General features: G+C 54.4%; 24 protein-coding genes and 1 pseudogene. 7 read left to right on the forward strand and 18 right to left on the reverse strand.

Annotation, left to right across the window (positions count from 1 at the left end; all coding sequences use genetic code 11):
• Nucleotides 1–7: 7 nt before the first annotated feature.
• From GS3922_RS08130 to GS3922_RS08140, 3 genes and pseudogenes are all read right to left on the reverse strand, one after another.
• Nucleotides 8–1,450, reverse strand: a pseudogene (locus GS3922_RS08130) (heavy metal translocating P-type ATPase); the annotation flags it as partial.
• Between the two features lie 14 nt (nucleotides 1,451–1,464).
• Entirely contained in the window at nucleotides 1,465–1,782 is a 318-nt protein-coding gene (locus GS3922_RS08135; RefSeq protein ID WP_063165925.1) for a metal-sensing transcriptional repressor, read from the reverse strand.
• 182 nt (nucleotides 1,783–1,964) lie between these two features.
• Entirely contained in the window at nucleotides 1,965–2,165 is a 201-nt protein-coding gene (locus GS3922_RS08140; protein WP_225995635.1) for a CUE domain-containing protein, read from the reverse strand.
• A 50-nt stretch (nucleotides 2,166–2,215) separates the two neighbouring features.
• Between GS3922_RS08140 and GS3922_RS08145 the strand changes: the two genes are divergently transcribed.
• Entirely contained in the window at nucleotides 2,216–2,752 is a 537-nt protein-coding gene (locus tag GS3922_RS08145) for an endonuclease/exonuclease/phosphatase family protein (RefSeq protein WP_063165927.1), read from the forward strand.
• Between the two features lie 22 nt (nucleotides 2,753–2,774).
• On the opposite strand, the gene GS3922_RS08150 is transcribed toward GS3922_RS08145, so the two are convergent.
• The 3 genes from GS3922_RS08150 to GS3922_RS08160 are packed head-to-tail and all read right to left on the reverse strand — an operon-like array spanning nucleotide 2,775 to nucleotide 5,431.
• The gene (locus GS3922_RS08150; protein WP_409071370.1) at nucleotides 2,775–3,320 is read right to left on the reverse strand and encodes a TVP38/TMEM64 family protein; all 546 of its coding nucleotides are present in this window, start codon (nucleotides 3,318–3,320) and stop codon (nucleotides 2,775–2,777) included.
• Between the two features lie 54 nt (nucleotides 3,321–3,374).
• On the reverse strand, nucleotides 3,375–4,055 hold the full coding sequence (locus GS3922_RS08155) for a response regulator transcription factor (RefSeq protein ID WP_063165929.1): 681 nt from the start codon (nucleotides 4,053–4,055) through the stop codon (nucleotides 3,375–3,377).
• Nucleotides 4,055–5,431, reverse strand: a complete 1,377-nt coding sequence (locus GS3922_RS08160; RefSeq protein ID WP_063165930.1) for a sensor histidine kinase — start codon at nucleotides 5,429–5,431, stop codon at nucleotides 4,055–4,057. The genes GS3922_RS08155 and GS3922_RS08160 overlap by 1 nt, the downstream gene beginning before the upstream one ends.
• Before the next feature lie 353 nt (nucleotides 5,432–5,784).
• On the opposite strand from GS3922_RS08160, the gene GS3922_RS08165 reads away from it, so the two are divergent.
• The 3 genes from GS3922_RS08165 (at nucleotide 5,785) to GS3922_RS08175 (ending at nucleotide 9,015) form a co-directional block, all read left to right on the forward strand.
• Complete coding sequence (locus GS3922_RS08165) at nucleotides 5,785–7,875, forward strand: DNA topoisomerase III (protein ID WP_063165931.1); 2,091 nt, start codon at nucleotides 5,785–5,787, stop codon at nucleotides 7,873–7,875.
• Nucleotides 7,876–7,990: 115 nt separating this feature from the next.
• Entirely contained in the window at nucleotides 7,991–8,188 is a 198-nt protein-coding gene (locus GS3922_RS08170) for a hypothetical protein (protein ID WP_063165932.1), read from the forward strand.
• Nucleotides 8,188–9,015, forward strand: a complete 828-nt coding sequence (locus tag GS3922_RS08175; RefSeq protein ID WP_063165933.1) for a serine/threonine protein kinase — start codon at nucleotides 8,188–8,190, stop codon at nucleotides 9,013–9,015. The genes GS3922_RS08170 and GS3922_RS08175 overlap by 1 nt, the downstream gene beginning before the upstream one ends.
• A gap of 633 nt (nucleotides 9,016–9,648) precedes the next feature.
• On the opposite strand, the gene GS3922_RS08180 is transcribed toward GS3922_RS08175, so the two are convergent.
• From GS3922_RS08180 to GS3922_RS08200, 5 genes are all read right to left on the reverse strand, one after another.
• A complete protein-coding gene (locus tag GS3922_RS08180; RefSeq protein WP_063165934.1) occupies nucleotides 9,649–10,428 on the reverse strand; it encodes an enoyl-CoA hydratase/isomerase family protein in 780 nt (259 codons plus the stop codon).
• A 165-nt stretch (nucleotides 10,429–10,593) separates the two neighbouring features.
• Nucleotides 10,594–11,364, reverse strand: a complete 771-nt coding sequence (locus GS3922_RS08185; protein WP_063165935.1) for an SDR family NAD(P)-dependent oxidoreductase — start codon at nucleotides 11,362–11,364, stop codon at nucleotides 10,594–10,596.
• Between the two features lie 69 nt (nucleotides 11,365–11,433).
• A complete protein-coding gene (locus GS3922_RS08190; RefSeq protein ID WP_063167352.1) occupies nucleotides 11,434–12,186 on the reverse strand; it encodes an SDR family NAD(P)-dependent oxidoreductase in 753 nt (250 codons plus the stop codon).
• A 272-nt stretch (nucleotides 12,187–12,458) separates the two neighbouring features.
• Nucleotides 12,459–12,767 (reverse strand): hypothetical protein, encoded by a 309-nt coding sequence (locus tag GS3922_RS08195; protein WP_063165936.1) that lies wholly within the window; start codon nucleotides 12,765–12,767, stop codon nucleotides 12,459–12,461.
• Between the two features lie 44 nt (nucleotides 12,768–12,811).
• Nucleotides 12,812–13,090: a hypothetical protein gene (locus GS3922_RS08200; protein WP_225995636.1), complete on the reverse strand. Its 279-nt coding sequence runs from the start codon at nucleotides 13,088–13,090 to the stop codon at nucleotides 12,812–12,814.
• Between the two features lie 195 nt (nucleotides 13,091–13,285).
• On the opposite strand from GS3922_RS08200, the gene GS3922_RS08205 reads away from it, so the two are divergent.
• Together GS3922_RS08205 and GS3922_RS08210 are read left to right on the forward strand one after the other, a co-directional pair.
• The gene (locus GS3922_RS08205) at nucleotides 13,286–13,492 is read left to right on the forward strand and encodes a hypothetical protein (RefSeq protein WP_063165937.1); all 207 of its coding nucleotides are present in this window, start codon (nucleotides 13,286–13,288) and stop codon (nucleotides 13,490–13,492) included.
• 23 nt (nucleotides 13,493–13,515) lie between these two features.
• A complete protein-coding gene (locus GS3922_RS08210; RefSeq protein WP_236933444.1) occupies nucleotides 13,516–14,910 on the forward strand; it encodes an alpha,alpha-trehalase in 1,395 nt (464 codons plus the stop codon).
• Between the two features lie 33 nt (nucleotides 14,911–14,943).
• Here GS3922_RS08210 and GS3922_RS08215 read toward each other — a convergent pair whose 3' ends face one another.
• From GS3922_RS08215 to chrA, 7 genes are all read right to left on the reverse strand, one after another.
• Entirely contained in the window at nucleotides 14,944–15,729 is a 786-nt protein-coding gene (locus GS3922_RS08215; RefSeq protein ID WP_063165939.1) for an ABC transporter ATP-binding protein, read from the reverse strand.
• Nucleotides 15,726–16,805, reverse strand: a complete 1,080-nt coding sequence (locus GS3922_RS08220) for a nitric oxide synthase oxygenase (protein ID WP_269465523.1) — start codon at nucleotides 16,803–16,805, stop codon at nucleotides 15,726–15,728. Before GS3922_RS08220 ends, GS3922_RS08215 begins: the two co-directional genes overlap by 4 nt.
• A 40-nt stretch (nucleotides 16,806–16,845) precedes the next feature.
• Nucleotides 16,846–17,022: a hypothetical protein gene (locus tag GS3922_RS17850; RefSeq protein ID WP_168157882.1), complete on the reverse strand. Its 177-nt coding sequence runs from the start codon at nucleotides 17,020–17,022 to the stop codon at nucleotides 16,846–16,848.
• Nucleotides 17,023–17,367: 345 nt separating this feature from the next.
• Nucleotides 17,368–17,610 carry a YhgE/Pip domain-containing protein gene (locus GS3922_RS08230; RefSeq protein ID WP_063165941.1) on the reverse strand — a complete coding sequence of 81 codons (243 nt, stop codon included), beginning with the start codon at nucleotides 17,608–17,610 and terminating at the stop codon, nucleotides 17,368–17,370.
• An 89-nt stretch (nucleotides 17,611–17,699) separates the two neighbouring features.
• Complete coding sequence (locus GS3922_RS08235) at nucleotides 17,700–18,134, reverse strand: DMT family transporter (RefSeq protein ID WP_063165942.1); 435 nt, start codon at nucleotides 18,132–18,134, stop codon at nucleotides 17,700–17,702.
• A gap of 446 nt (nucleotides 18,135–18,580) precedes the next feature.
• The gene (locus GS3922_RS08240; protein ID WP_225995638.1) at nucleotides 18,581–18,799 is read right to left on the reverse strand and encodes a hypothetical protein; all 219 of its coding nucleotides are present in this window, start codon (nucleotides 18,797–18,799) and stop codon (nucleotides 18,581–18,583) included.
• Between the two features lie 25 nt (nucleotides 18,800–18,824).
• The gene (gene chrA, locus GS3922_RS08245) at nucleotides 18,825–20,027 is read right to left on the reverse strand and encodes a chromate efflux transporter (RefSeq protein WP_063165943.1); all 1,203 of its coding nucleotides are present in this window, start codon (nucleotides 20,025–20,027) and stop codon (nucleotides 18,825–18,827) included.
• Nucleotides 20,028–20,099: 72 nt separating this feature from the next.
• Between chrA and GS3922_RS08250 the strand changes: the two genes are divergently transcribed.
• On the forward strand, nucleotides 20,100–20,603 hold the full coding sequence (locus tag GS3922_RS08250; RefSeq protein WP_063165944.1) for a QueT transporter family protein: 504 nt from the start codon (nucleotides 20,100–20,102) through the stop codon (nucleotides 20,601–20,603).
• Nucleotides 20,604–20,730 lie beyond the last annotated feature (127 nt).

A 20,730-nucleotide genomic window follows, 5' to 3' on the forward strand; every position in this document is an offset into this window, starting at 1 on the left:
TTTTTCACCCTCCTTTAAAGAGAATGCCGTATTCCGCCCCCTTGCCGGTGCCGACCATAATCGATGTCGGCGTCGCCAAACCGAGCGCGCACGGACAAGCGATGACGAGCACGGCGATGGCCGCCTCTAGAGCGGCGGTGACGTCGCCCGGCGCCACGAAAAAGTACCAAACGAGAAACGAAACGGCCGCGATGGCAACGACAATTGGGACAAAAATGCCGGAGATGACATCGGCCATCCGCTGAATCGGCGCCTTGGACCCTTGCGCTTCCTCGACGATGCGGACAATGTGGGCAAGCGCCGTATCTTTCCCGACTTTTTCCGCCCGGATGGTCAACACGCCGTTTTGGTTGATCGTCGCGCCAATGACAGAGTCGCCTTCTTTTTTATCGACCGGAATCGATTCGCCCGTGATCATCGATTCGTCGACCGATGAGGCCCCGGCGATGACCGTTCCGTCCACCGGAATTTTTTCACCGGGCCGCACGATGATCGTATCGCCGACAACGACTTGTTCAAGCGGCACGTTTTGTTCGGCACCGTTGCGGATGACAGTCGCCTCTTTGGCCTGCAGGCTCAGCAGCTTCGAAATCGCTTCTGTCGTCCGCCCTTTAGCGAGCGCCTCGACATATTTGCCAACGAAAACGAGTGTAATCAACACCGCGCTTGTCTCAAAATACAATCTTGGCGCATAGCCCGGGTCAGCCAGCGTTTTGAGCGCCTCATACAAGCTGTAAACATAGGCCGCCGACGTGCCGAGAGCGACAAGAACGTCCATGTTCGCGCTCTTGTTGCGCAACGCCCGGTACGCACCGAGATAAAACGGGCCGCCGATGTAAAACTGCACCGGAGTGGCCAAGAGAAGCTGCACCCATGGATTCATCAGCCCATGCGGCATCGGCAGACTGAGATCGAGCGGCAAATGGGCGACCATCGTATACAACAGCGGCAGCGAGAGCACCGTTGACAACATGAGCCGGCGCCGCTTTTGTTTCCATTCGTCTTCATGGCGGACATCCGTTTGCTCCTCACGGGGGCGTCCTTTGTAGCCAAGATGCTCGATTTTCTTGAGAATCTCCTCGATGGACAGCACGCCTTCTTCGTATTCGACGACGGCGCTGTTCGTCGCTAAGTTGACCGTCGCCGCGGTGACGCCTTCCAACCGTTTTAACCCTTTTTCAATCCGCGTCGCGCACGCCGCGCACGTCATCCCGGCAATATCGAGCGTCACCTTTTCCTTTGCCACGCCATAGCCTAGTTGCTCAATTTTCGTTTCAATATCCCGAAGGCGCTGCTTTTCGGAATCGTATTGAATCGTCGCCCGCTCCATCGCCAAGTTGACGTTCGCCTCGACTCCGTCTAGTTTGTTCAACACTTTTTCGATCCGGTTGGCGCAGGCGGCGCACGTCATGCCGGTGATGTGAAGCGTCGCCGTTTTCCGTTCTCCCATCGGTCACCCCCCCCTTATTTCGAAACGTGTTTGATCACATCCATCAGCTCGCGAAGCGATTGTTCGCCGTTTCCTTCGCGGATCGCTTTCGCCACGCAATGGCTGGCATGACGTTCAAGCAGCTGCATTCCTACTTGGCGCAGCGCCGCTTGGATGGCGGAAATCTGCACTAAAATATCTATACAATAGCGATTGTCTTCCACCATTTTTTGCACGCCGCGCACTTGCCCTTCGATGCGCTTCAATCGTTTCATGATGTTCTCCACTTCCTCTTTCGTGCGCGGAACCATCGTCCGGTGAACCGCATGTTCTTCTTGCGGCGGGTGGGTCATCCTGTTCACCTCTTTCCTCGATCTATATACATTATACCCGAACGGGGTATATAGATGCAATGAATTTCCTTCTTTTTAGGACAAAAAAGAAAAGCGGCCCGATCGGCGACGGATGATGGCACTTGTCCATCCCTTCCTTCATAAACCCGCCACCTTGCGATGCAAGCCGCTTCTTTTGTTTGCTAAAACCGATTCATCATCGTTTGAGACGGCTGGCCCGTTTTTCCTCCGTTTCCCCCATGGCAGGCGTTATACATATCTTGCAACTGCTGCTCCGACAAGTTCGGATGCATGCTTTTCATATGAGGGAGCATTTGGTCAAACGTGAGCGGACCGTTCGTATCGGCCAAGACAACCGTTCCTGCCCCTAGCGCCAACGCCATCGCCAACAAGCCTCCTGCGGCTTTTTTCATGGCTTGCCAAAGAGTTGCGTATGCATCATGCGTTCAGCCCTTCCGTCTCATTAGGGGCAAACCAACTCGGAATCGCCCGCCAATACGGAAACGGGCTGTTGTCGCGCTACCCGATCGCCACTCACCAGAGTCATTCGTTGAATATGGGGCTCAAGATGGCCGAAGGACGGTCGCTGCTTGAAGCCATCATTGACGTTCAGGGCCAACCGTTTGCGGGCTATGTCACCCACTTAAGCCTCAACCCGTTTTTGCATCGAAGACAGACCGATTTCATTATCGGCCAGCTAGACCGTCAACCGTTTCCGTCTCTCATCATGGGTGACTGGAACATGAGGCCTGGCTCAAAGCCTTGGAACAAAATGACCCGAAAAATGGATGATGTGTGGCAAAAAGCAGGAACGGGAAATGGCGATACGTACCCGTCTTTTCGCCCGCGGCGGAGGCTTGACTATATCTTTATCAGCCGGCAGCTTCACGCTATAGACGCACAAGTGGTGGCCATCAGGCCGACAGCGTCCGACCATTTGCCGCTAAGGGCGACGCTGCGCCTAGACTGACCGTCTTTTTGGCGGATTCATGTCATTCGGCCTTGTTTCGCCTTATCTTCCGCCAGACGAAAAGAAAGATCGCCGCGGATAAGGCGGCCAAAATGAGCTTTCCTTGCCATGTGGCGCGAAGAAGTTGATGGACAGCATACGCCTCCATCCATAAGGCCGGGAGCTTGCCAAGCGAACTGGCGGCCGCAAAGACGGGAAGAGACGTACGGCCGATCGCGGCGACAAACGTCACGACCCCTGATGGCATGAGCGGCAGCAACCGGAGCGAAAACACAAGCCAAAACGCCTCCTTGCCGCTTGCATGAAGCAGCGGCTTCACGTTTGGATGGGAAAGCCATGTCGTCTCACGCAGCCGGCGAAATCCTTTTCGGTACAAGATGAACGAGACGACCGCCCCGAGCGCTTCGCCGGCAAACGAGATCCAAAAACCGGGCCAAAACCCGAAAACGGCTAAATTGGCCGCGGTCAAAAACGCGCTCGGGACGACCCCGAGCACGCTGATGGCGAGGTTGGCGAGCAGGCTGAGGAGATACGCCGCCTCGCTATATGTTTGCAGAACATCGATCATGTTGTCTTTCACGCGATCGACCGCCTCTCTTTCTTAGAAGCCGTGCGGGCTAGACTACGATTTGTGCCTTTTCCATTTGTAGCCGACGCCCCAGACCGTCTGCAAATGTTCATCCACCGGAAACCCGGCCCGGCGCAGTTTTTCGCGGATGTTTTTCATATGGGAGTCGATCGTTCGTTCCTCTGTCTCCGCAAGCGCCCCCCATAACGACGTAATGATTTGCCCGCGGCTGAACACTTGATTCGGGTGTGTTAACAACAGCCCTAAAATGGCGAACTCTTTCGGCGTCAGCGCAATCGGCGTTTCCCCGTAGCGGACCGTATGTTCCTGTTCATCCCAGACAAGCCCAGCTGCACGGATGACTGAACGGCTGCCGGCCGTGCGGCGCAGCACCGCTTCAATGCGCGCCAATAACTCCGCCTCATCAAACGGTTTGGTCACGTAATCATCCGCTCCGATTTTCAATCCTTGGACGATATCGGCCGTCTCGTCACGGGCAGTGACCATCATGACCGGAACATCGGAAAATGAACGGATGCGGCGGCACGTCTCCCATCCGTCCATCTCGGGCATCATCACATCGAGCAGCACTAAATCAGCATGATGATGCCGCAAATAATCAACGGCTTCCGTTCCCGAACGCCGCTTCACGCAGCGGTAGCCGTTAGGAGCTAAATACAATTCCAACAAATCCAGCATTCGCTCTTCATCATCGACCAACAATAGCGTGTACATCACGATCCCTCCGGCAGCGTCATGATGATGGTCGTTCCTTTTCCTTGTTCGCTTCGAGCGGTGATCGTCCCCCCATGCGCCTCGACGATCTCTTTGGCAATGGAAAGCCCAAGCCCCGTCCCGCCGCTTATTCGCGATCGCGACTTATCGACGCGGTAAAACCGTTCGAAAATGCGGGGCACGTCTTCTGGCGGGATGCCGGCTCCTTGATCGGAAACGGCCACGACGACCTCGCGTTTTTGCGGATGGACGGCAATCTCCACCGTTGTGCCAGGAAACGCATATTTTCGCGCGTTGTCGAGTACGTTGATCATCACTTGCTCAAACCGCTCCTGGTCGATCGCCGCTGTGACCGAACCGGGGCACCGGCACACAAGCGACAGCGATTTTTCCTGAAACGCCGGGCGCAGCTTTTCGCACAGTTTGGCGAAAAACGAACAAAGATCGGTCGGCTGCGTTTCGATCTGGAACGAGTGCCGCTCGAGTTTAGCTAGTTCAAACAAGTCTTTCACCATTTTTTCGATCTTTTCCGCCTCTTCATAAATGATCGCCGCGTATGTCATTCGCTCGTCCTCGGCAAGGTGCGGCCGTCTGGCGATGTCTGCGTACCCTTTCACATACGTCAGCGGCGTGCGCAGTTCATGAGAGATGCTCGCTAAAAATTCGCTCCGCTCTTGTTTCAAATACGCCAAATCGTTCGCCAGCGTTTGAATGGCTTTGCCTAACTGCGCCAGCTCATCGTCTCCTTTCACTTCGACGCGCACGGAAACATCGCCTTGGCTGAGCGCTTCGGTCGCCCGCTTCATGCGAAGAAGCGGCATCGTAATGGCGCGGGAGAAAAAGGCGATCGTCATCATCGTAATCGCCACGGACAGCACGCCGACGACAACAAAATGATGTTTCAATTTGTACACCATCGTCCGGACCGAACGGGTGTCTTGAAACATATACACATACCCGCTCGTTTCGCCGCCGATTTGGATCGGGCTGACGGTGGCGATATGAGACGCCCGCTTCCAATCGGTTTCGACCATCATGCCTTCGCGGGGAATGGAGCGCCCGTGAGTCAACGGAATGAGTTCCCTAGCAAACGGGACAATGCCGCTAGAAGCCGATACAATCTGGCGCTTGGCATCGGTGATGACGACATCGGTTTCGGCTTCGGACTCCATCATCACGACATGCTCAACCGTCGTGTGATCGTAGTTTTTTTCCAACACATTGCGATGGCTGTTTCCCCGCGCCAGAAGCTGCGCGAATTCTTCCTCGATGCGCGCGTGAACAAGCGTCGCATAGAGAGAAACGAACAGCACCATTTCCACAGCCAGGACGAAGGCAAAAAACAGCATGCCGAGTTTCCAAGAAAGCTTTTGCACGTGTTTCTCTCCTTATCGATGAAGACCGTAGGATGGTTCCAATTTTACTATTTTATCCTGAAAATGTGCAGAAAGTATGGATATGACCGAAAAGAACGAAAAAACCGTGATGCTAGAACAATGGCCATTTGGTTGTAAATTGAAGCCAGGAGAAAAACGGCCTTCATCTCCATGCTCTCTTTCATGCGTGCAACGAGCGATACCGTGCGCCACCGCCCTTTCCAAGCGGGCCTTGCCGCCTCCGCCATTCCGTTTCGTCAGGCGCCAAGCCTAGCGGATGCGTCTTTTTCTTTCTTCCATTATACTAGTAAACAGACCGCACTCAGTGGGAGACGACAGAAAGGAGTTTGTTTATGAAATCGCTCGTGTTAGCGGAAAAGCCGAGCGTCGCCCGCGACCTTGCCCGCGTGCTCGGCTGCAAAGAAACGCATAAATCGTATATGGAAGGACCGCGCTACATCGTCACGTGGGCGCTTGGGCATTTGGTCGAACTCAAAATGCCGGAAGACTATGACCGGAAATACGAAACGTGGCGGCTTGAGGACTTGCCGATCATTCCGAAACAAATGGGCTTGAAAGTGATCCGGCAAACGAGCCGCCAGTTTCGCGCCATTGAACATTTAGCCAAACGCCGCGATGTGAAAGATTGCATTATTGCGACCGACGCCGGCCGCGAAGGAGAGCTGGTCGCGCGCTGGATTTTGCAAAAAATCGGCTGGACGAAGCCAATTTGGCGTTTATGGATTTCGTCGCAAACCGATCAAGCCATCCGCGACGGGTTTCGCCAGTTAAAGCCCGGGTCGCAGTTTGACCGACTGTATGAATCAGCCGTCTGCCGCGCCGAAGCCGACTGGCTGATCGGGTTGAACGTGACGCGCGCCTTGACGACGAAATACAACGACCCGCTCTCGGCCGGGCGCGTGCAAACGCCGACGCTGGCGATGATCATCGAACGCGAGCGGGAGATTCAATCGTTCGTTCCCGTTCCGTATTGGACGATTCATGCCCGCATCGGTTCTGTCGCGGCGGTATGGGAACGGCACGGCGGGAAGCGGCTGTTTGATCAAGACGAGGCCAACGGGCTGATGGCTCGTCTCAACGGCCAGCCGGCGCGCGTCACATCGGTCAAGCGGAAACGGAAAAGCGAACCGGCCCCGCTGCCATATGACTTAACTGAGCTGCAGCGGGAGGCGAACAAACGGTTTGGCTTTTCGGCGAAAAAGACGCTCTCGGTGTTGCAGCGGCTGTATGAACAGCACAAGCTCGTCACGTATCCGCGCACCGATTCTCGTTATTTGCCAAGCGACATGACATCGACGATGACGGATCGGCTTTCGGCGATGAAATCGGGGTATGAGGACATCATCGCTCCGCTTCTTGCCAAGGGCAAGGCCAAAGCGGCCAACCGGGTGTTTCAAGATGACAAAGTGACGGACCACCACGCCATCATTCCGACCGATGAACGGCTTGACCTCGGGAAGCTGTCGGCCGATGAGCGCAAGCTGTATGACATGATCGCCCGCCGCTTTTTGGCGCTCTTTTACCCGCCGTATGAATATGAAACGACAACCGCCACTTTCGAAATCGGCGGCGAGACGTTTGTCGCCCGGGAAACAGCGGTCGTGAACGCAGGATTTCAAGCCGTTCTTGGCAAGGAAGAAACAGAAGTGAAACCAACATGGCTCCATCTATCGGAAGGTCAAACGCTCGCACCGGTGCAGCTTGAGATGGAACAATCGTTCACCGAACCGCCGTCCCGTTACTCGGAGGCCGACTTGCTCGCGCAAATGGAGAAATACGGGCTCGGCACGCCGGCGACAAGAGCGGACATCATCGAGCGGCTCGTCGAAACGGAAGTCGTCGAGCGGAAAGACGGCCGCTTTTATCCGACGAAAAAGGGAAAACAACTGATCGAGCTCGTCAATGAGGAGCTGAAATCGCCGGAGTTGACCGCCCGCTGGGAGCGCGAGCTCGAGGCAATCGCCCGCGGAAAAGGGAATCCGAAACAGTTTTTGGCCAGCATCCGCCGGCAGACGGAGCAGCTTGTCGCCGAAATCAAGCAGAGCGAGCGCGTATACAAAGCGCCGAATCTCACCAATCTCGCCTGCCCGGAATGCGGCGCGCTCTTAAAAGAGCGGAAAACGAAAGACGGGCGGATGCTCGTCTGCTCGAACTTATCATGCCGCTACCGCCGGAGGCGCGACCCGAAGCTCTCGAACCGCCGCTGCCCACAATGCCATCGGCGCATGGAAATGCACGAAGGGAAAGCCGGGCTCTATTTCCAATGCCGCCCGTGCAATAGGGTGGAAAAAGCGGAAGAAACGAAACGCACCGCCGCGAAAGGAAAGGAGCGGGCGCTGCTGAAAAAATACAGCCCGTCCAATGAATCGTTTGGCACGAGTTTAGGAGAGCTGCTCAAACAGGCACTCGAAAAAAAGGAGTAATCGCCATCAACCGCCAGAAGTGCAACGCTGGCGGTTGATTTATCTCTTTGAATCCGAAACCTTCTTTTTGTTGTTCCGTATATATAAGTAAATCTACCGTAAAGGAGCGATCAAGATGTTCAAGAAGTTGTTAAAGGCGCTGTTGGGGCAGCACCATCACTCGTCGCACTATAAAAAGCATCATAGCAGCAGCGATTACCACCATTACGGCCCGAAATATCATTCACACCAGCCCCCGTCCCAGTACGGCCATCACCATTACAAAAAGAAACATCATAACGGCAGCTTTTTCTCGAGCTTTTTTGGCAGCTGATGAAGCGATTCATTGACCGCCATCCGCTTATCGCTCGCTGGGTTGACCGCCCGCACCGGAGCGGAAAGGTGCTGTCTGGCCGCTACGAAATCATCGAAGAACTCGGGATGGGGAGCTACGGCATCGCCTATAAAGGACGCGATTGCGCCAACGGGCGCGCTGTTGTCATTAAACAGGCGCGGCGGACAAAAGGGGAAGACGGCCGTCGCCTGCTTCAGCGCGAAGCAGACGTGCTCGCACATTTACGCCATCCGCAAATTCCGGCACGATACGATACGTTTATCGAAGGCGGACAGCCGCATCTTGTGATGGACTATATCGACGGAGAAACAGTGGAAGATCGGATTTTTCACCTCGGGGTCATGTACACGGAACAGGCGGCGTTTCGATTGTTGCTCGATGTGCTTGACGTCGTGCGGTATATCCACGCTTTTGGCATCGTCCACCGCGATTTGCGCATCCCGAACATCGTCTGGCGCAATGGAACGGTATTTGTCATCGATTTCGGACTGGCGTGCCGCATCGGCGAACGAGTAGATTTCCGCGATGACGATCCGCTTGAAAAGCGGCTGCGACGCGAACCGCACCCGCGAAGCGACTTTTATGCGCTCGGGCATTTCACGTTATTCTTATTATATTCCGCTTACGAGCCGATAAGTGAGGATGAAAAAAGCTGGGAAGAAGAGTTGGATCTGTCTCCGAAAGCTCGGGCAATCTTGCGGAAGATGCTGCAGCTGGATGCGCCGTATGATCACGTCGACGAGCTGATGATGGATGTGAGGCGGCTATTGGCCGAGCGCGGCCAAGCGCAAACGGGTGTGCGTTGACACTCGACACGGCGGATGTTTGGAACGTTAACTCCCTCATCCCCCTCTCGTTTGGACAACGCCGACGTTTGGGGCTGTGTCCTCGGCTGATCTCATCGGGTTCCCCTGCCCGATAAGCGACGCACCGGCGGTCGATGCGCTAGTTCGGCCCTCTATCCTGAAAATACCTGAATGTGAAAATGGGCCAAGGTATTTTCATTCTTCCGATGGTGACGAATTTTTCCCGTCATGAGAGTCTATCCTAAAATCGCTTGGGCGATGCCGATCGGGCCATCGAAGCCGGCGCCCATGGCGGCGGCCGCGTTTTCAGAATGAAATGCCAAGCTTGTTCCTAGAAAGGCAAACAGCTTTCGGGAGTGAGTGCGCGTTTTATTAATGAAAAGCCAAGCCCCTCCCGCCTCTTGAGGCGCGACAGAGGGGCTGATTCGTTATAAGAGCATGTCGCGCCGAAACTCGCGGCGGACATGATTCTTGAACGATTGGCAAAGAATGTGTTCGATAGGTTAAGCATCGCGGTAGAAACAAATGGACCTTTTAACAGTTTTTACACGAATCCCCGCTTCAAGCGAAGGAGTTAACATCATTGTCCGCTTGGTCCCGCTTCTCGTTCGAATGAACTCAACAGTGGGCTGACTATTTGCCTTGAAACACCGGCTTTCGTTTCTCCTGAAACGCCGCCACCCCTTCGCGATGGTCGTCCGTTTCGACCATCAATCCTTGGATGAGCCGCTCTTCTTCGAGAATCTCTTCGAGTGTCGCGGTCAAGGCGTGCTCGATCAGCCGCTTTTGCTTGCCAATCGCTTTCGTCGGCCCGTTGGCCAGTTTGGCAGCGAGCGCTTTTGCTGCTTCGTGCAGCCCCTCGGCCGGAACAACCTCACTTAAGACGCCAAGTTCATACAAACGGCGGGCCGGAATCGGCTCGGCCGTGAAGAAAAATTGCTTGGCTAAATGTGGGCCGACAAGCCGCGGCAGCCAATAGGAGCCGCCCCCGTCGGAGACAAGGCCAACGTTCGCAAAGCTCAAAATGAACTGGCTGTCTTCTGCAGCCAAGATGAGATCACAAGCGAGCGCCAAATTGAATCCCGCCCCAGCAGCAACCCCGTGCACGGCGGCGATAATCGGCTTTTCACACGCTTTTATCGTCACAATCAACCGGTTGAGGCGGCCGATATGCTCGTACGCCTTTGGGGCATTCGATTGCCCCATCGTTTTGACGTCGCCGCCGGCGCTGAATGCCCGGCCGGCGCCGGATAGAACGATCGCCCGAACGGCATCGTTCGCGGCGGCGCGTTCGATTTCACGAGTCAACCCGGCGATCATCTCCGGGCTGAAGGCATTGAGCCGCTCCGGACGATTTAAGGTCAACCATAGGATCGCTCCCGATTGTTCCACAAGCAAATGCGCGGTTTCCATCTTCCTCTCCCTTTCCTTTTTTCTTCTTGTCGCCTTTTGATAAGTTTGGGAAAAGCGAATTCGGCTCTCGTCAGCCCCCTCGTGCTCAACGGAGCCGGTTGCATGGAGCTTTCATCCAATTTTTGACGCCGCCCTTCTTTTCGCAAATTCATCGAAGCATGACCGCTACTTAATGAGCCAACCGCCATCGACCAGCACATCAGAGCCCGTCATGTACGACGCTTCCGAAGAGGCAAGAAACGCAATGACGTTGGCGATCTCTTCCGGCGCCCCCACCCGGCCTAAGGCGGTATTGCGCTCAATGGCTTTGACAAACCGCTCGTTTTGCAGGCCGCGCTCGGTGAGCGGCGTCTCGACAAAGCCAGGCGAGACGGAGTTGACGCGAATGCCGTATGGGGCCAGCTCCAAGGCGAGCGATTTCGTCAAGTTGATCACACCGGCTTTGGCAGCGCTGTAGTGCGGAATGTGCGCTCCTGCCTGATGTCCGGACAGTGACGCGACATTGACGATCGCCCGGTTGGAGCGCTCCCGCTTCGCCCCTTCGATCATCAGCGGAGCGAGCGTTTGCGAGACGAGAAAGACGCTTTTGATATTGACCCGCTGCACATCATCCCACTCTTGTTCCGTGAGCTCAAGCCATTTCGTATGGGTCGAAATGCCGGCATTGTTGACGAGCACATGCAAGTCGCCGTACTGATTTTGGACGTATGCGGCCAAGGCGCGCACTTGTTCACGGTCCGTGACATCGGCCGCAAACCGATCGGCCGTCCCTGGCGCCCCAAGACGCGTGATGTCTTGCACGGTTTCTTCCAGTTTGGCAGCGGTGCGGCCGACAAGCACGACGGTCGCTCCTTCCTGAGCGAGGCGGATGGCCGTCGCCCGGCCAATGCCGCTTCCCCCTCCGGTAACCACAGCGACGGTATTTACAAAACGCATTCGTTTCCTCTCCCTTCTCGTTTGTGCACCTTTGTTTTCATCCGTTGTCCCGTATCAGTCGTCTGACGTCTAAAACGTCAGTCCGCCGCCGTCGACCGACAATGTCGCCCCGGTAATAAAGGAGGCCTCATCGGACGCCAAAAACAATACCGCATTCGCCACTTCTTCCGGCGTTCCGATGCGGCCGAGAGCGTTCGCTTTCGAGATGATCGGCCATTTGCGCGCGTCTTGTTTCCAGGGCGTAATGATGTTCGTGTCGATGACACCTGGGGCGACGGCGTTGACGCGAATATTGAATTTGCCGTATTCGAGCGCTGCATTTTTCGTTAACAAAATGACTCCGGCTTTTGAGGCGTTGTAGGCCGACTCGTATTTTTTTCCTTTCATTCCAAGCAGGCTCGATGTATTGACGATGGCTCCGCCGCCCGATGCTTTCATCGCCGGCACGGCGTATTTGATGCCGAGAAACACTCCTTTCAAATTGACGTCGATGACCCGGTCCCACTCCTCTTCCGACAAGTCGGTGCTTCGCACTTCCGAATGGCCGATGCCGGCATTATTGAAAAGAATATGTAGAGCGCCGAACGAATCGATGGCGGTTTGAACGAGATCGTTCACTTCCTTCGAGTGGGACACATCCGTCTTGACGAAGATTGCTTCGCCCCCGCGTTCCCGAATGAGGCGAACCGTCTCCTCCCCGCCTGTTTCATCAATGTCGCTCACGGCGACTCTCGCTCCCTCATCCGCAAACCGAATCGCCGTCGCCCGGCCAATGCCGCTAGCACCGCCGGTGACAATCGCGGCCTTTCCGTTCAGTCTCACGATCCTCCCGCCTTTCCCCTCTTTTTTGAATCCGCTTCCAAAAAACACGGTATACTAACCGGTTGGTATGTTTTTTCTTTTATTATACACTCTATTTAAAATATTTCAAATGTTTTTATCAATCCGTCGAGGAGTCTCTGCTTTCGGGTGGGGCAGAAGGGGAAACGGAGGTGTTATTCCGCTCGCTTCGCGGAAGGGGCGCTTGAATCGTAAGCAGGGAAGGCAGTGAGAGCCATCAGCAAGAAGAGAAGCCCGCATTGTTGGCTTCCCGTTCATTGGTCCATAAGATCAGCAGCGCCGCCATCGCCGCGTCCTTCGTCTTCTCCCCCGCCCTCTTGAGACTCGAAAAACGACCGGCAAACCGCATCGAGCGATTGCAGCCGCTCAATCAATCCTTGCAAATCGCACGTATGGAACGTGTCGCTCAGTTCTCGTCTCTCTTCCGTCACCAAGTATAAATGAATTTCCATGCATCCGTCCCAGCGGACGTTGGCATCAAGCCAGCCATCTTCGCTTTCTAGTTCGAGCGCAGCCGTCTCTCCGTCTCCGTTCTCATGCTTCGCCTTGATGACCCATACCATTCCTACCCCGCCTTTCTTCCCCCTGCCTTGATGATCATTGACGCTTATCCTCGTTCCTGTTCCGCTCCTATTCCTAAAATCGGGGAGCCGGTTGACGTATGTTCGTTCACCCAGCGGAGCGCCGCATCCACTACAGCTTCAGCGTTAGGAAGCGCAGCGCGGTGCTCAATGACCCAGTTGAGTCCATCTTGCGGATCTAGGTTGCGCGCTACACATTCCGCTAAAAACGCTTGAACACAAGCCGTGTCGCTACGCTCCCACGCTCCGCATTGGCGGCGCCAAATCGCCTCCACCATCGCGCAGTTGCCCCCTAAATCGGCCATCACGTTGCCTCCTTTCCATTACAATAATATAGATGTGAAAGCCCACTTTTTTAGAGGTGGGATGAAACAGGCCTCATCGTTTATAGTATCCCTCAGGCGACTGTTGCCGCTCTAAAAAGAACTGGGTGGAAAGGATAACATTTCCATTCGTATCCCGTCGGGAAACAGCGATACTAAAAATGGAGGTGCATTGGCATGATGGATCGCTGGGATGAATCAGGCGCTGTGTTTGGCGTTCCGCGCTATACTCCGGGAACCGGCCTTCCTGATGAAATGAGCCCGATTCGCGATATCGCCCGCGGCTTTGAAAACGGCCGGCCGCCGGTCATTGAAATCACGCCCGCTGACGGCCGTCAACAGGCGGACGATATCGATTTTCCGCCCGTTGACCGGGCGTTTTGAAGCGTTAGGTAGCAAAAAAGAGGATGTCACGCCGTTTGGCGGACATCCTCTTTGCGTTGATGGCGCTATGCGGTGATGGCGCTATGCGGGTTGGCATGACAGTCCATTTGCTGCAATATGATAGTAACAAGCGATTGCAGCAGGCGGAGGAGGGAAAGCTATTGGGCGTTCGCATTCCGGAGGTAACGATCAAGTGTCCCGATCCAACGATTGAACGTGTGCTTTCTGCCATCCACCAACTATGGGGGCAATTAACGAAAACAAGTCCGCCTTATTCCAAAGGAGAGCTGTTTTCTCTTCCTTTTCCTTATGTCGTTCCTGGCGGAGTATACCAGCAGCTGTTTTACTGGGACAGTTACTTCATTATTTTAGGGCTGAACGTTTCGAAACTATACGAACTCGCTAGAGGCGTTGTGAACAATTTCTTTTATGAATTGAAAACATTTGGCATGATCCCTAACAGTTCTGAACTCGCCCACTTAAGCCGCTCGCAGCCCCCGTTGTTGACGTCGATGATCGAAGAGGTATGGCGCGGAGACAAAGAGTGGCTCCGTTTGGCTTATAAATGGGCGAAAATCGAATACAAGGAAGTCTGGATGGACAAAAACACTCATTATCATCCCGATATTGGCCTCAATAAGTACTACGATCGTTTGGAGTCGATGCTGCGGGTAAAGGGAGAAGCGTATCTCCATTTTGATGAGGTGTACATCCCACCTGCGTTTTGGCATGAGAGAGTAGAAGCGGAATCAGGATGGGACTACACCGGCCGCTTTCATCGGCAATGCGGCTATTTCATCCCGGTTGATCTCAATGCCTTGCTTTATAAGTACGAAACCGACTTAGCAGCGTTTGCCCGCCTGCTATCCCTAGAGAACGAAGCGAACCAATGGGAACAAGCCGCCCGACGGCGAAAAGATTTGATGAATCGGTATTTATGGAACGAGCCGCTCGGTATGTATTTTGATTATCATTTCCCCAGTGGGCGGCAGCACCGCTATTATTCGTTGGCTGCCTTTTATCCGCTATGGGCCCGGGCTGCCTCCAAACGGCAGGCGGCCGAAATAGTCCGGCACTTGCCTTTGTTCCTTCAGCCTGGGGGACTGGCCGCCTCCAATATCCAAACCGGATTTCAATGGGATTTTCCTAACGGCTGGGCTCCGCTCCACTGGATCGTCATTAAAGGTCTACAAAATTATGGATATCACCGCGAGGCGCAGGAGATCGCCCGCCGCTGGATCCGGCTTTGTACGCACGTGTATGTAGAAACCGGCAAATTATACGAAAAATACAATGTTGTCGATATGAGCATCCGCACGGTTGGCCGCTACCCTTCCCAAGAAGGATTCGGCTGGACGAATGCGGTTTACGCCAAAATAGCGGTCGATCTCCTCGGATGCACAGTCTGCTTGCGCTAAGCGCGCAACCTAGAGGCGGCGGAAGCAGCCGGCTTAGCGGCGTACGGACACCCACGGCCGCCCGCCTTCCCAATGAACGCGAATATGGAGGCGAAACGCTTCGGAAAGCTGCTCATCGGTCAGCACTTCCTCTTTTCGCCCAGCGGCGGCAATGCGGCCGTCTTGCAAGAGCAGCACATGGGTGATCGATTCCACAATCTCTTCAATATAATGAGTGACGTATAACACATGGCACGGCCGAGCAGCGATCTGTTCGATCAAGGAAAGCATCTCTTCACGCGCCAATAAGTCTAGGCCGACAGTCGGCTCGTCCAAGATCAGCAGCTTCGGATTCGTCATCAGCGCCCGGGCGATCAACGTTTTTCGCTTTTCCCCTTGTGACAGCGTCGCATACCGTTTTCCTTTGATGGCTTCGAGGCGGAACGATTCGATGAACGATTCCGCCCTAGCCCAGTCATCGTCGGTAACAGCATCATACAGGCCAATCGTCGCAAACTTGCCGCTGAGGATGACATCTTCAACCGTCTCGGTTTGCAGCGTGTCGTGAAATTGATCAAGGAGCGAGCTGCTCACAAACCCAATATGACGTCGCAACTCCGGCAGACTCGCCTGTCCAAACCGATAGCCTAATACTTCCACTTCCCCGCGCGTCGGGTATTGATAGCCTGTGACGATATTAAGGAGCGATGTTTTCCCGGAGCCATTGAGGCCAAGAATCGCCCATTGCTCGCCTTCTTTTACTTCCCAGTTGACCCCGTGCAAAATCGTGCGCGTCCCCCGCATCCATGACACGTTGCGCATGCGGATGATGACGGTCATTGTACCTCTCCCCTTTGTTGTTCGTATGGACGATCCTGATAGAAAAAATTGGGCAACATGGTCGTATTGTCATAATTCCGATGAAAAATGTGCGTTGTCGCCGGAGACAAAGGCGGAATCAGCCATGTCCAGTCGCCGGTGACATGGCGGCCAGCTGCGTTCTCTTGCTGTTCAAACAACTGAAATTGGCGCGCGGCGGTATGATGATCAACGATGCTGACGCCCGCCTTTTTGTAGGAATATAAAACAGCGATATTCAATTCGACCAACGCCTTATCTTTCCATAATGATGCGTTGGAGCTGGTGTCAAGCCCCATGCAAGAGGCCACTTTCGGAAGCATGTTGTAGCGATTGTCATCGGCAAAATTGCGGGCGCCAATCTCCGTGCCCATGTACCACCCATTAAACGGTGCGGCCATATAGCTAATGCCACCGATCTCTAGACACATATCTGAAATAATCGGGACGGCGTACCATTTTACCTGCAGATCACGAAACCACGGAAACTGCGGATGTTCAATTGGCACCTCCAGCACCAATTCTTTCGGAACCGGTGTCCAAACGGGCTTCTGGCCGCCTACCTGGATCACCAAAGGCAACACGTCAAAGGGCGTCTTTTCCCCCTTCCATCCAAGCTGTTCACAGGCACGAGTGAAAGTGAGAGAGGATGGGTCACCGATCGTCCCTTCTTCGGTTTCATAACCGGCATAACGAATCAGTTGATGATTCCAAATGCGCACTTCCCCATTTGGACGGAAGAGCGTGATCGCAGGCCGGATTTTCCCCCCATTGGTCGCAAACTCAATATGATGGAATAGATAAGAAAACACCTCGTCGACGGTCGCCGCCTCTCTCGCATCAATGACATGGAGCGATTGCCAAAACAGGCGACCGATGCAACGGTTGCTATGCCGCCAAGCCATCTTAGCCCCATAGCTTAACTCTTCGTACGTATGGCTATATGTGCCGGTTTGTTCCACTTCCCAACGGATTTCGTTCAACCGCCGCTTCATTTCTTTCTCACTTTTTCCAAGCTCTCGATAGCTTACTGTGATAAACTGTTCTGCCTTTTTCATCAACTTCACATCATGCTGTCTAACCCTTGTTTGATTCATATCATTCTCGATGTTTACCATATATGCTCTTTTTCCTCCACTTTCGATCGATTGGACTTTTGGTGGCCATTCCAACCCCAATCAAGAAACAAATTCCCCCGACCCACCAAATTTGCTCGATAAACATCGAAATCGCCAAAAAAATGAGCGCAAAACCAAGCAGTCGACGGATCGTCATGATTCTCTCCCCTTTTCCCTGCAAGGAGCGCCCTCCCATCGTGCAAACGGAATAGTGGACAGTGCTTTAGGGCGCCTTTCCCACGGGGCAATTGAAAATGGAGCAACGCTCCCGTCCCTATTGTAGCAGATGCTTCCGAAAGAAAATAGAGAAAGTCTTTGAGCGAAACAACCCGCTTTAGACGGCTTTCTCCTTCGGCGCGCATCCATGGGCTCAAGTTCACGCAGCCGAGTGATCTTCTCTCCGGCATCTGTCGGATGTTGTTTCACTAGTTCGGCTGTTCTTGAACAGACACTAGCTTCCGAACACCTTCCATTCCTCGTTTCTGCGCGACAAATCGCGATCCTAACTGGTGGTTGTTTTTAAGGTCTTGGCGATCTCATTTCCAGCGTGAAACCGGCAACGAGCCAGCTCCGCCCCGCGTTCTTCGTTCACTGCGCCGACCGGTAAATCCTCTGTATGGACATAAGTGTCAATCCAAGCGTAAAGCGATGGAAGAACAATTAGATCGAAAGCCGAGATGGATGCGGCCCAGTTGGTCTTGAGATGTTTCAAATCTTTCGCATAAATGCGCCATGCCTGTTTCACTTTGATCCACTTCTTCTTTCGAGTCGATCATGCTATTGTTAGTATGAGCGGATCACGGAAAACGAAACCAACGTGGCCAGTCCAGCTGTTCATTTGCGGAAAAAAAGCCAAAGCGCCAAAAACAGAAAACCTATGGCGGCGAAGCGCGTCAGATCGAACGGGATGCGCTGCCCGCCGAACAAACCAAAATGGTCAACAATCGAACTCATCACGAGCTGCCCGGCAACCACGGCCATCAACGAATTGGCAACGCCGACTTTCGGAACGATGAGCACCATAACAAACACGTAAAAGGCGCCGAGAATGCCGCCGATCAGTTGCCATTTCGGCACGGAAAACATGGCGATGAGCTCGCCTTTTCCGAAAAACAATTGCACCAAAAACAACACGATCGTCCCGATCAAAAACGAAACGAACGATCCTTCCAACACCCCGACCCGTCTCCCAAGGCCGCCATTCACCCCCGCCTGTATGGAGACGGCCATCCCGGCCGCTAAAGCCATCGTCATCCATAACCACTTCATCTGTCTCTCCCCTTCCCTTTTCGCTGTCCCGCTTTATCGAACATTGATCCGAGGCTTAGAAGACCGGCGATTGAACGAAACATCCCGCTCTCCAGCATGGTTTCCCACATGAGGGAAAATGGTGGCATCAACTTCTCATTTCGCTGGCCTCATGTCGGCTAGAAATGATCCCTCTTTTCACTAACCTTCTAAACTTGGGGACACGGCTGTTGACCCGTTTAAGCCACCTCTTGTTGACTGAGCCAACCTGTCTGACGTTCACGCAACGGAAACAAGCACTTGTCCCCATATCGGTAAAGAGATTTGACACAGCGGTGAAAAATCCTTCTTTTCACCAAAGGAAAAGAGGAGGGGGCAAACAAAAAACGGACGAATCTTTCCTGTTAAGATCCGTCCGCATGTCCGTCAATTCAGCTCCAGCAACAAGGAGAGACCGTTCCGTTGACTTAGCGATTCGCTGGCTTGCTTGCTGTTCCAGCAACGAACAGCCGCAGCGACCAAAAAGCGGCGAGCACGATGGCCAACGCGATCATCATGCGGCCGAGCGCGTTTTGTTGGCTGAGCAAGTAGCTGTTGCACACGCGCGCCGGCACAGCTAAATACAGCCAACCCATGACAACGAGCATCGAGATGACATTCGCATGAACAACGCCGAGGAAATACACCCAAACGTCCGCCAGGCATCAAACATTAACCGAACAACGCGCGAAGCCACCCGCCGACGAAGGAAACAAGAACAACCGCCCACGCCGGCCACTTCCAAACGGCAAGCAAAAGAAAGGCGACGAGGACAAACGCGAAATCGGCCAGCTCGTTCACCGCTTTTGTCCAAATCGGATCATACAGCGCCGCGAGCAAAATCCCGACGACAGCGGCGTTAATGCCGGCAAGCGCCGCTTGGAAGCGCGGCTGACGGCGAAGCCAGTGCCAAAACGGAAAAGCGCCGAGCACAAGCAAAAAGGACGGAAGAAAAATCGCTGCCGTAGCCACGAGCGTGCCTTTCCAACCGAACGCAGCCATTCCGATGTACGCAGCAAACGTAAACAGCGGCCCCGGAACGGCTTGCGCGGCGCTGTAACCGGCTAAAAATTGATCGGCGGTGACCCACCCTTGCGGCACCACTTCCGCTTCCAAAAGCGGCAGCACGACATGCCCACCGCCAAACACGAGTGCCCCGGCGCGGTAAAAGCTGTCAAACAGCGCCCAAAGCGGCGAATGAACCCAAGCGCGGGCAAGCGGCAGCGCGACAAGCAGCACGGCAAACAAGGAAAGCAACAGAAAACCGGTGGAACGACGAATAAAAGGAGGGATGCCCACCAAAGACGGTTCGAGTGTTTTTCGCCGTCCGATCGCGCCGATGGCCCCTGCGATGGCAATCACCGTCACTTGGCTCCATGCCCCCGGCATGAGAAGCACGGCGATCGCCGCTGCGACCGCAAGCGTTGCCTCAAGGCGGCCGGCAGCGAATTTGCGCGCCATCTCCCATACCGCCTGAGCGACGACCGCGACAGCCGCCAACAGCAAGCCGTGCATCCAGCCCGCCTCTCCCAAAGAAGCATGTTGCAGCCAGACGGCAACCAAACTAAGCGCAACCGCCGATGGCAATGTAAACCCAAGCCAAGCCGCCAGCGCCCCCCAGACGCCGGCGCGCATCAGCCCGATGCCGATGCCGACCTGGCTGCTGGCCGGGCCAGGGAGAAATTGGCAAAGAGCGACGAGGTCGGCGTACGTTTTGTCGTCGATCCATTTTTTTCGTTTCACGTACTCTTCATAAAAATAGCCAAGATGGGCCACCGGACCGCCAAACGACGTCAAGCCAAGGCGAAGTGCCGTGATCCCGACCTCAAAGACGGAGCCGCGTCGGTCTCCTGCCCGTCGATTCTTTGCAGTCATGGATTCTGCTCCTTTCGTTCACGAGATGGTCATGCTACAATCATATCATCATTCACGAGAGGAGAGAAGATGATGAACGTTCGAACGATGGCGACCAACGGTTTGATCGCCGCCGTGTACATCGCGGTGACGGCGCTCATTCAGCCGTTTGGCTTTACGAATATTCAGTTTCGCGTATCAGAACTATTGAACCACCTCGTCGTATTTCGCCAAACATACGCCATTGGCATCGTGCTTGGTGTCTTTTTCGCCAATTTATTTTTCTCGCCGATTGTTGCGTATGACCTCGTATTCGGCGTCGGCCAGTCGGTGCTGGCGTTTCTGATCACGATCGTTTCCATGCGCTATATCAAGAACGTTTGGGCGCGTATGGCGGTCAATACGTTGTCGTTTACCGTTACGATGGGTCTCATCGCCCTTGAACTAAAACTCGCGCTCGGCTTTCCGTTTTGGCTCACATGGCTGACGACGGCCATCGGCGAATTTGTCGTTATGGCACTCGGCGCGCCGATCATGTACGCTGTTGGCCGCCGCTTAGCGCCGGAGCTGTTCAATTCCGCCCATCAAGGCCGTTAGCAGCCCCCTTGCGCCTCAGGCAGGGGGCTCGCTTCATTCGAAAGGCGCATTCCTCGTAGGCCCGCAAGGAAAGCCTTGATCAACCGTACGGGCTTTCCATATCCATTTTGATTACGGCATCGAACGA

This window comes from Geobacillus subterraneus (assembly GCF_001618685.1).
In the GTDB taxonomy this organism is placed as follows: Bacteria; Bacillota; Bacilli; order Bacillales; family Anoxybacillaceae; genus Geobacillus; species Geobacillus subterraneus.

Bases quoted from the DNA above. Each gene is read 5' to 3' on its own strand.
- GS3922_RS08135 (WP_063165925.1), bottom strand. From the start codon at position 1,782: ATGACCCACCCGCCGCAAGAAGAACATGCGGTTCACCGGACGATGGTT.
- GS3922_RS08140 (WP_225995635.1), bottom strand. From the start codon at position 2,165: ATGGCGTTGGCGCTAGGGGCAGGAACGGTTGTCTTGGCCGATACGAAC.
- GS3922_RS08145 (WP_063165927.1), top strand. From the start codon at position 2,216: ATGCATCATGCGTTCAGCCCTTCCGTCTCATTAGGGGCAAACCAACTC.
- GS3922_RS08150 (WP_409071370.1), bottom strand. From the start codon at position 3,320: ATGATCGATGTTCTGCAAACATATAGCGAGGCGGCGTATCTCCTCAGC.
- GS3922_RS08155 (WP_063165929.1), bottom strand. From the start codon at position 4,055: ATGTACACGCTATTGTTGGTCGATGATGAAGAGCGAATGCTGGATTTG.
- GS3922_RS08165 (WP_063165931.1), top strand. From the start codon at position 5,785: ATGAAATCGCTCGTGTTAGCGGAAAAGCCGAGCGTCGCCCGCGACCTT.
- GS3922_RS08170 (WP_063165932.1), top strand. From the start codon at position 7,991: ATGTTCAAGAAGTTGTTAAAGGCGCTGTTGGGGCAGCACCATCACTCG.
- GS3922_RS08175 (WP_063165933.1), top strand. From the start codon at position 8,188: ATGAAGCGATTCATTGACCGCCATCCGCTTATCGCTCGCTGGGTTGAC.
- GS3922_RS08180 (WP_063165934.1), bottom strand. From the start codon at position 10,428: ATGGAAACCGCGCATTTGCTTGTGGAACAATCGGGAGCGATCCTATGG.
- GS3922_RS08185 (WP_063165935.1), bottom strand. From the start codon at position 11,364: ATGCGTTTTGTAAATACCGTCGCTGTGGTTACCGGAGGGGGAAGCGGC.
- GS3922_RS08195 (WP_063165936.1), bottom strand. From the start codon at position 12,767: ATGGTATGGGTCATCAAGGCGAAGCATGAGAACGGAGACGGAGAGACG.
- GS3922_RS08200 (WP_225995636.1), bottom strand. From the start codon at position 13,090: ATGGCCGATTTAGGGGGCAACTGCGCGATGGTGGAGGCGATTTGGCGC.
- GS3922_RS08205 (WP_063165937.1), top strand. From the start codon at position 13,286: ATGATGGATCGCTGGGATGAATCAGGCGCTGTGTTTGGCGTTCCGCGC.
- GS3922_RS08210 (WP_236933444.1), top strand. From the start codon at position 13,516: ATGTCACGCCGTTTGGCGGACATCCTCTTTGCGTTGATGGCGCTATGC.
- GS3922_RS08215 (WP_063165939.1), bottom strand. From the start codon at position 15,729: ATGACCGTCATCATCCGCATGCGCAACGTGTCATGGATGCGGGGGACG.
- GS3922_RS08220 (WP_269465523.1), bottom strand. From the start codon at position 16,805: ATGAAAAAGGCAGAACAGTTTATCACAGTAAGCTATCGAGAGCTTGGA.
- GS3922_RS17850 (WP_168157882.1), bottom strand. From the start codon at position 17,022: ATGACGATCCGTCGACTGCTTGGTTTTGCGCTCATTTTTTTGGCGATT.
- GS3922_RS08235 (WP_063165942.1), bottom strand. From the start codon at position 18,134: ATGAAGTGGTTATGGATGACGATGGCTTTAGCGGCCGGGATGGCCGTC.
- chrA (WP_063165943.1), bottom strand. From the start codon at position 20,027: ATGACTGCAAAGAATCGACGGGCAGGAGACCGACGCGGCTCCGTCTTT.
- GS3922_RS08250 (WP_063165944.1), top strand. From the start codon at position 20,100: ATGAACGTTCGAACGATGGCGACCAACGGTTTGATCGCCGCCGTGTAC.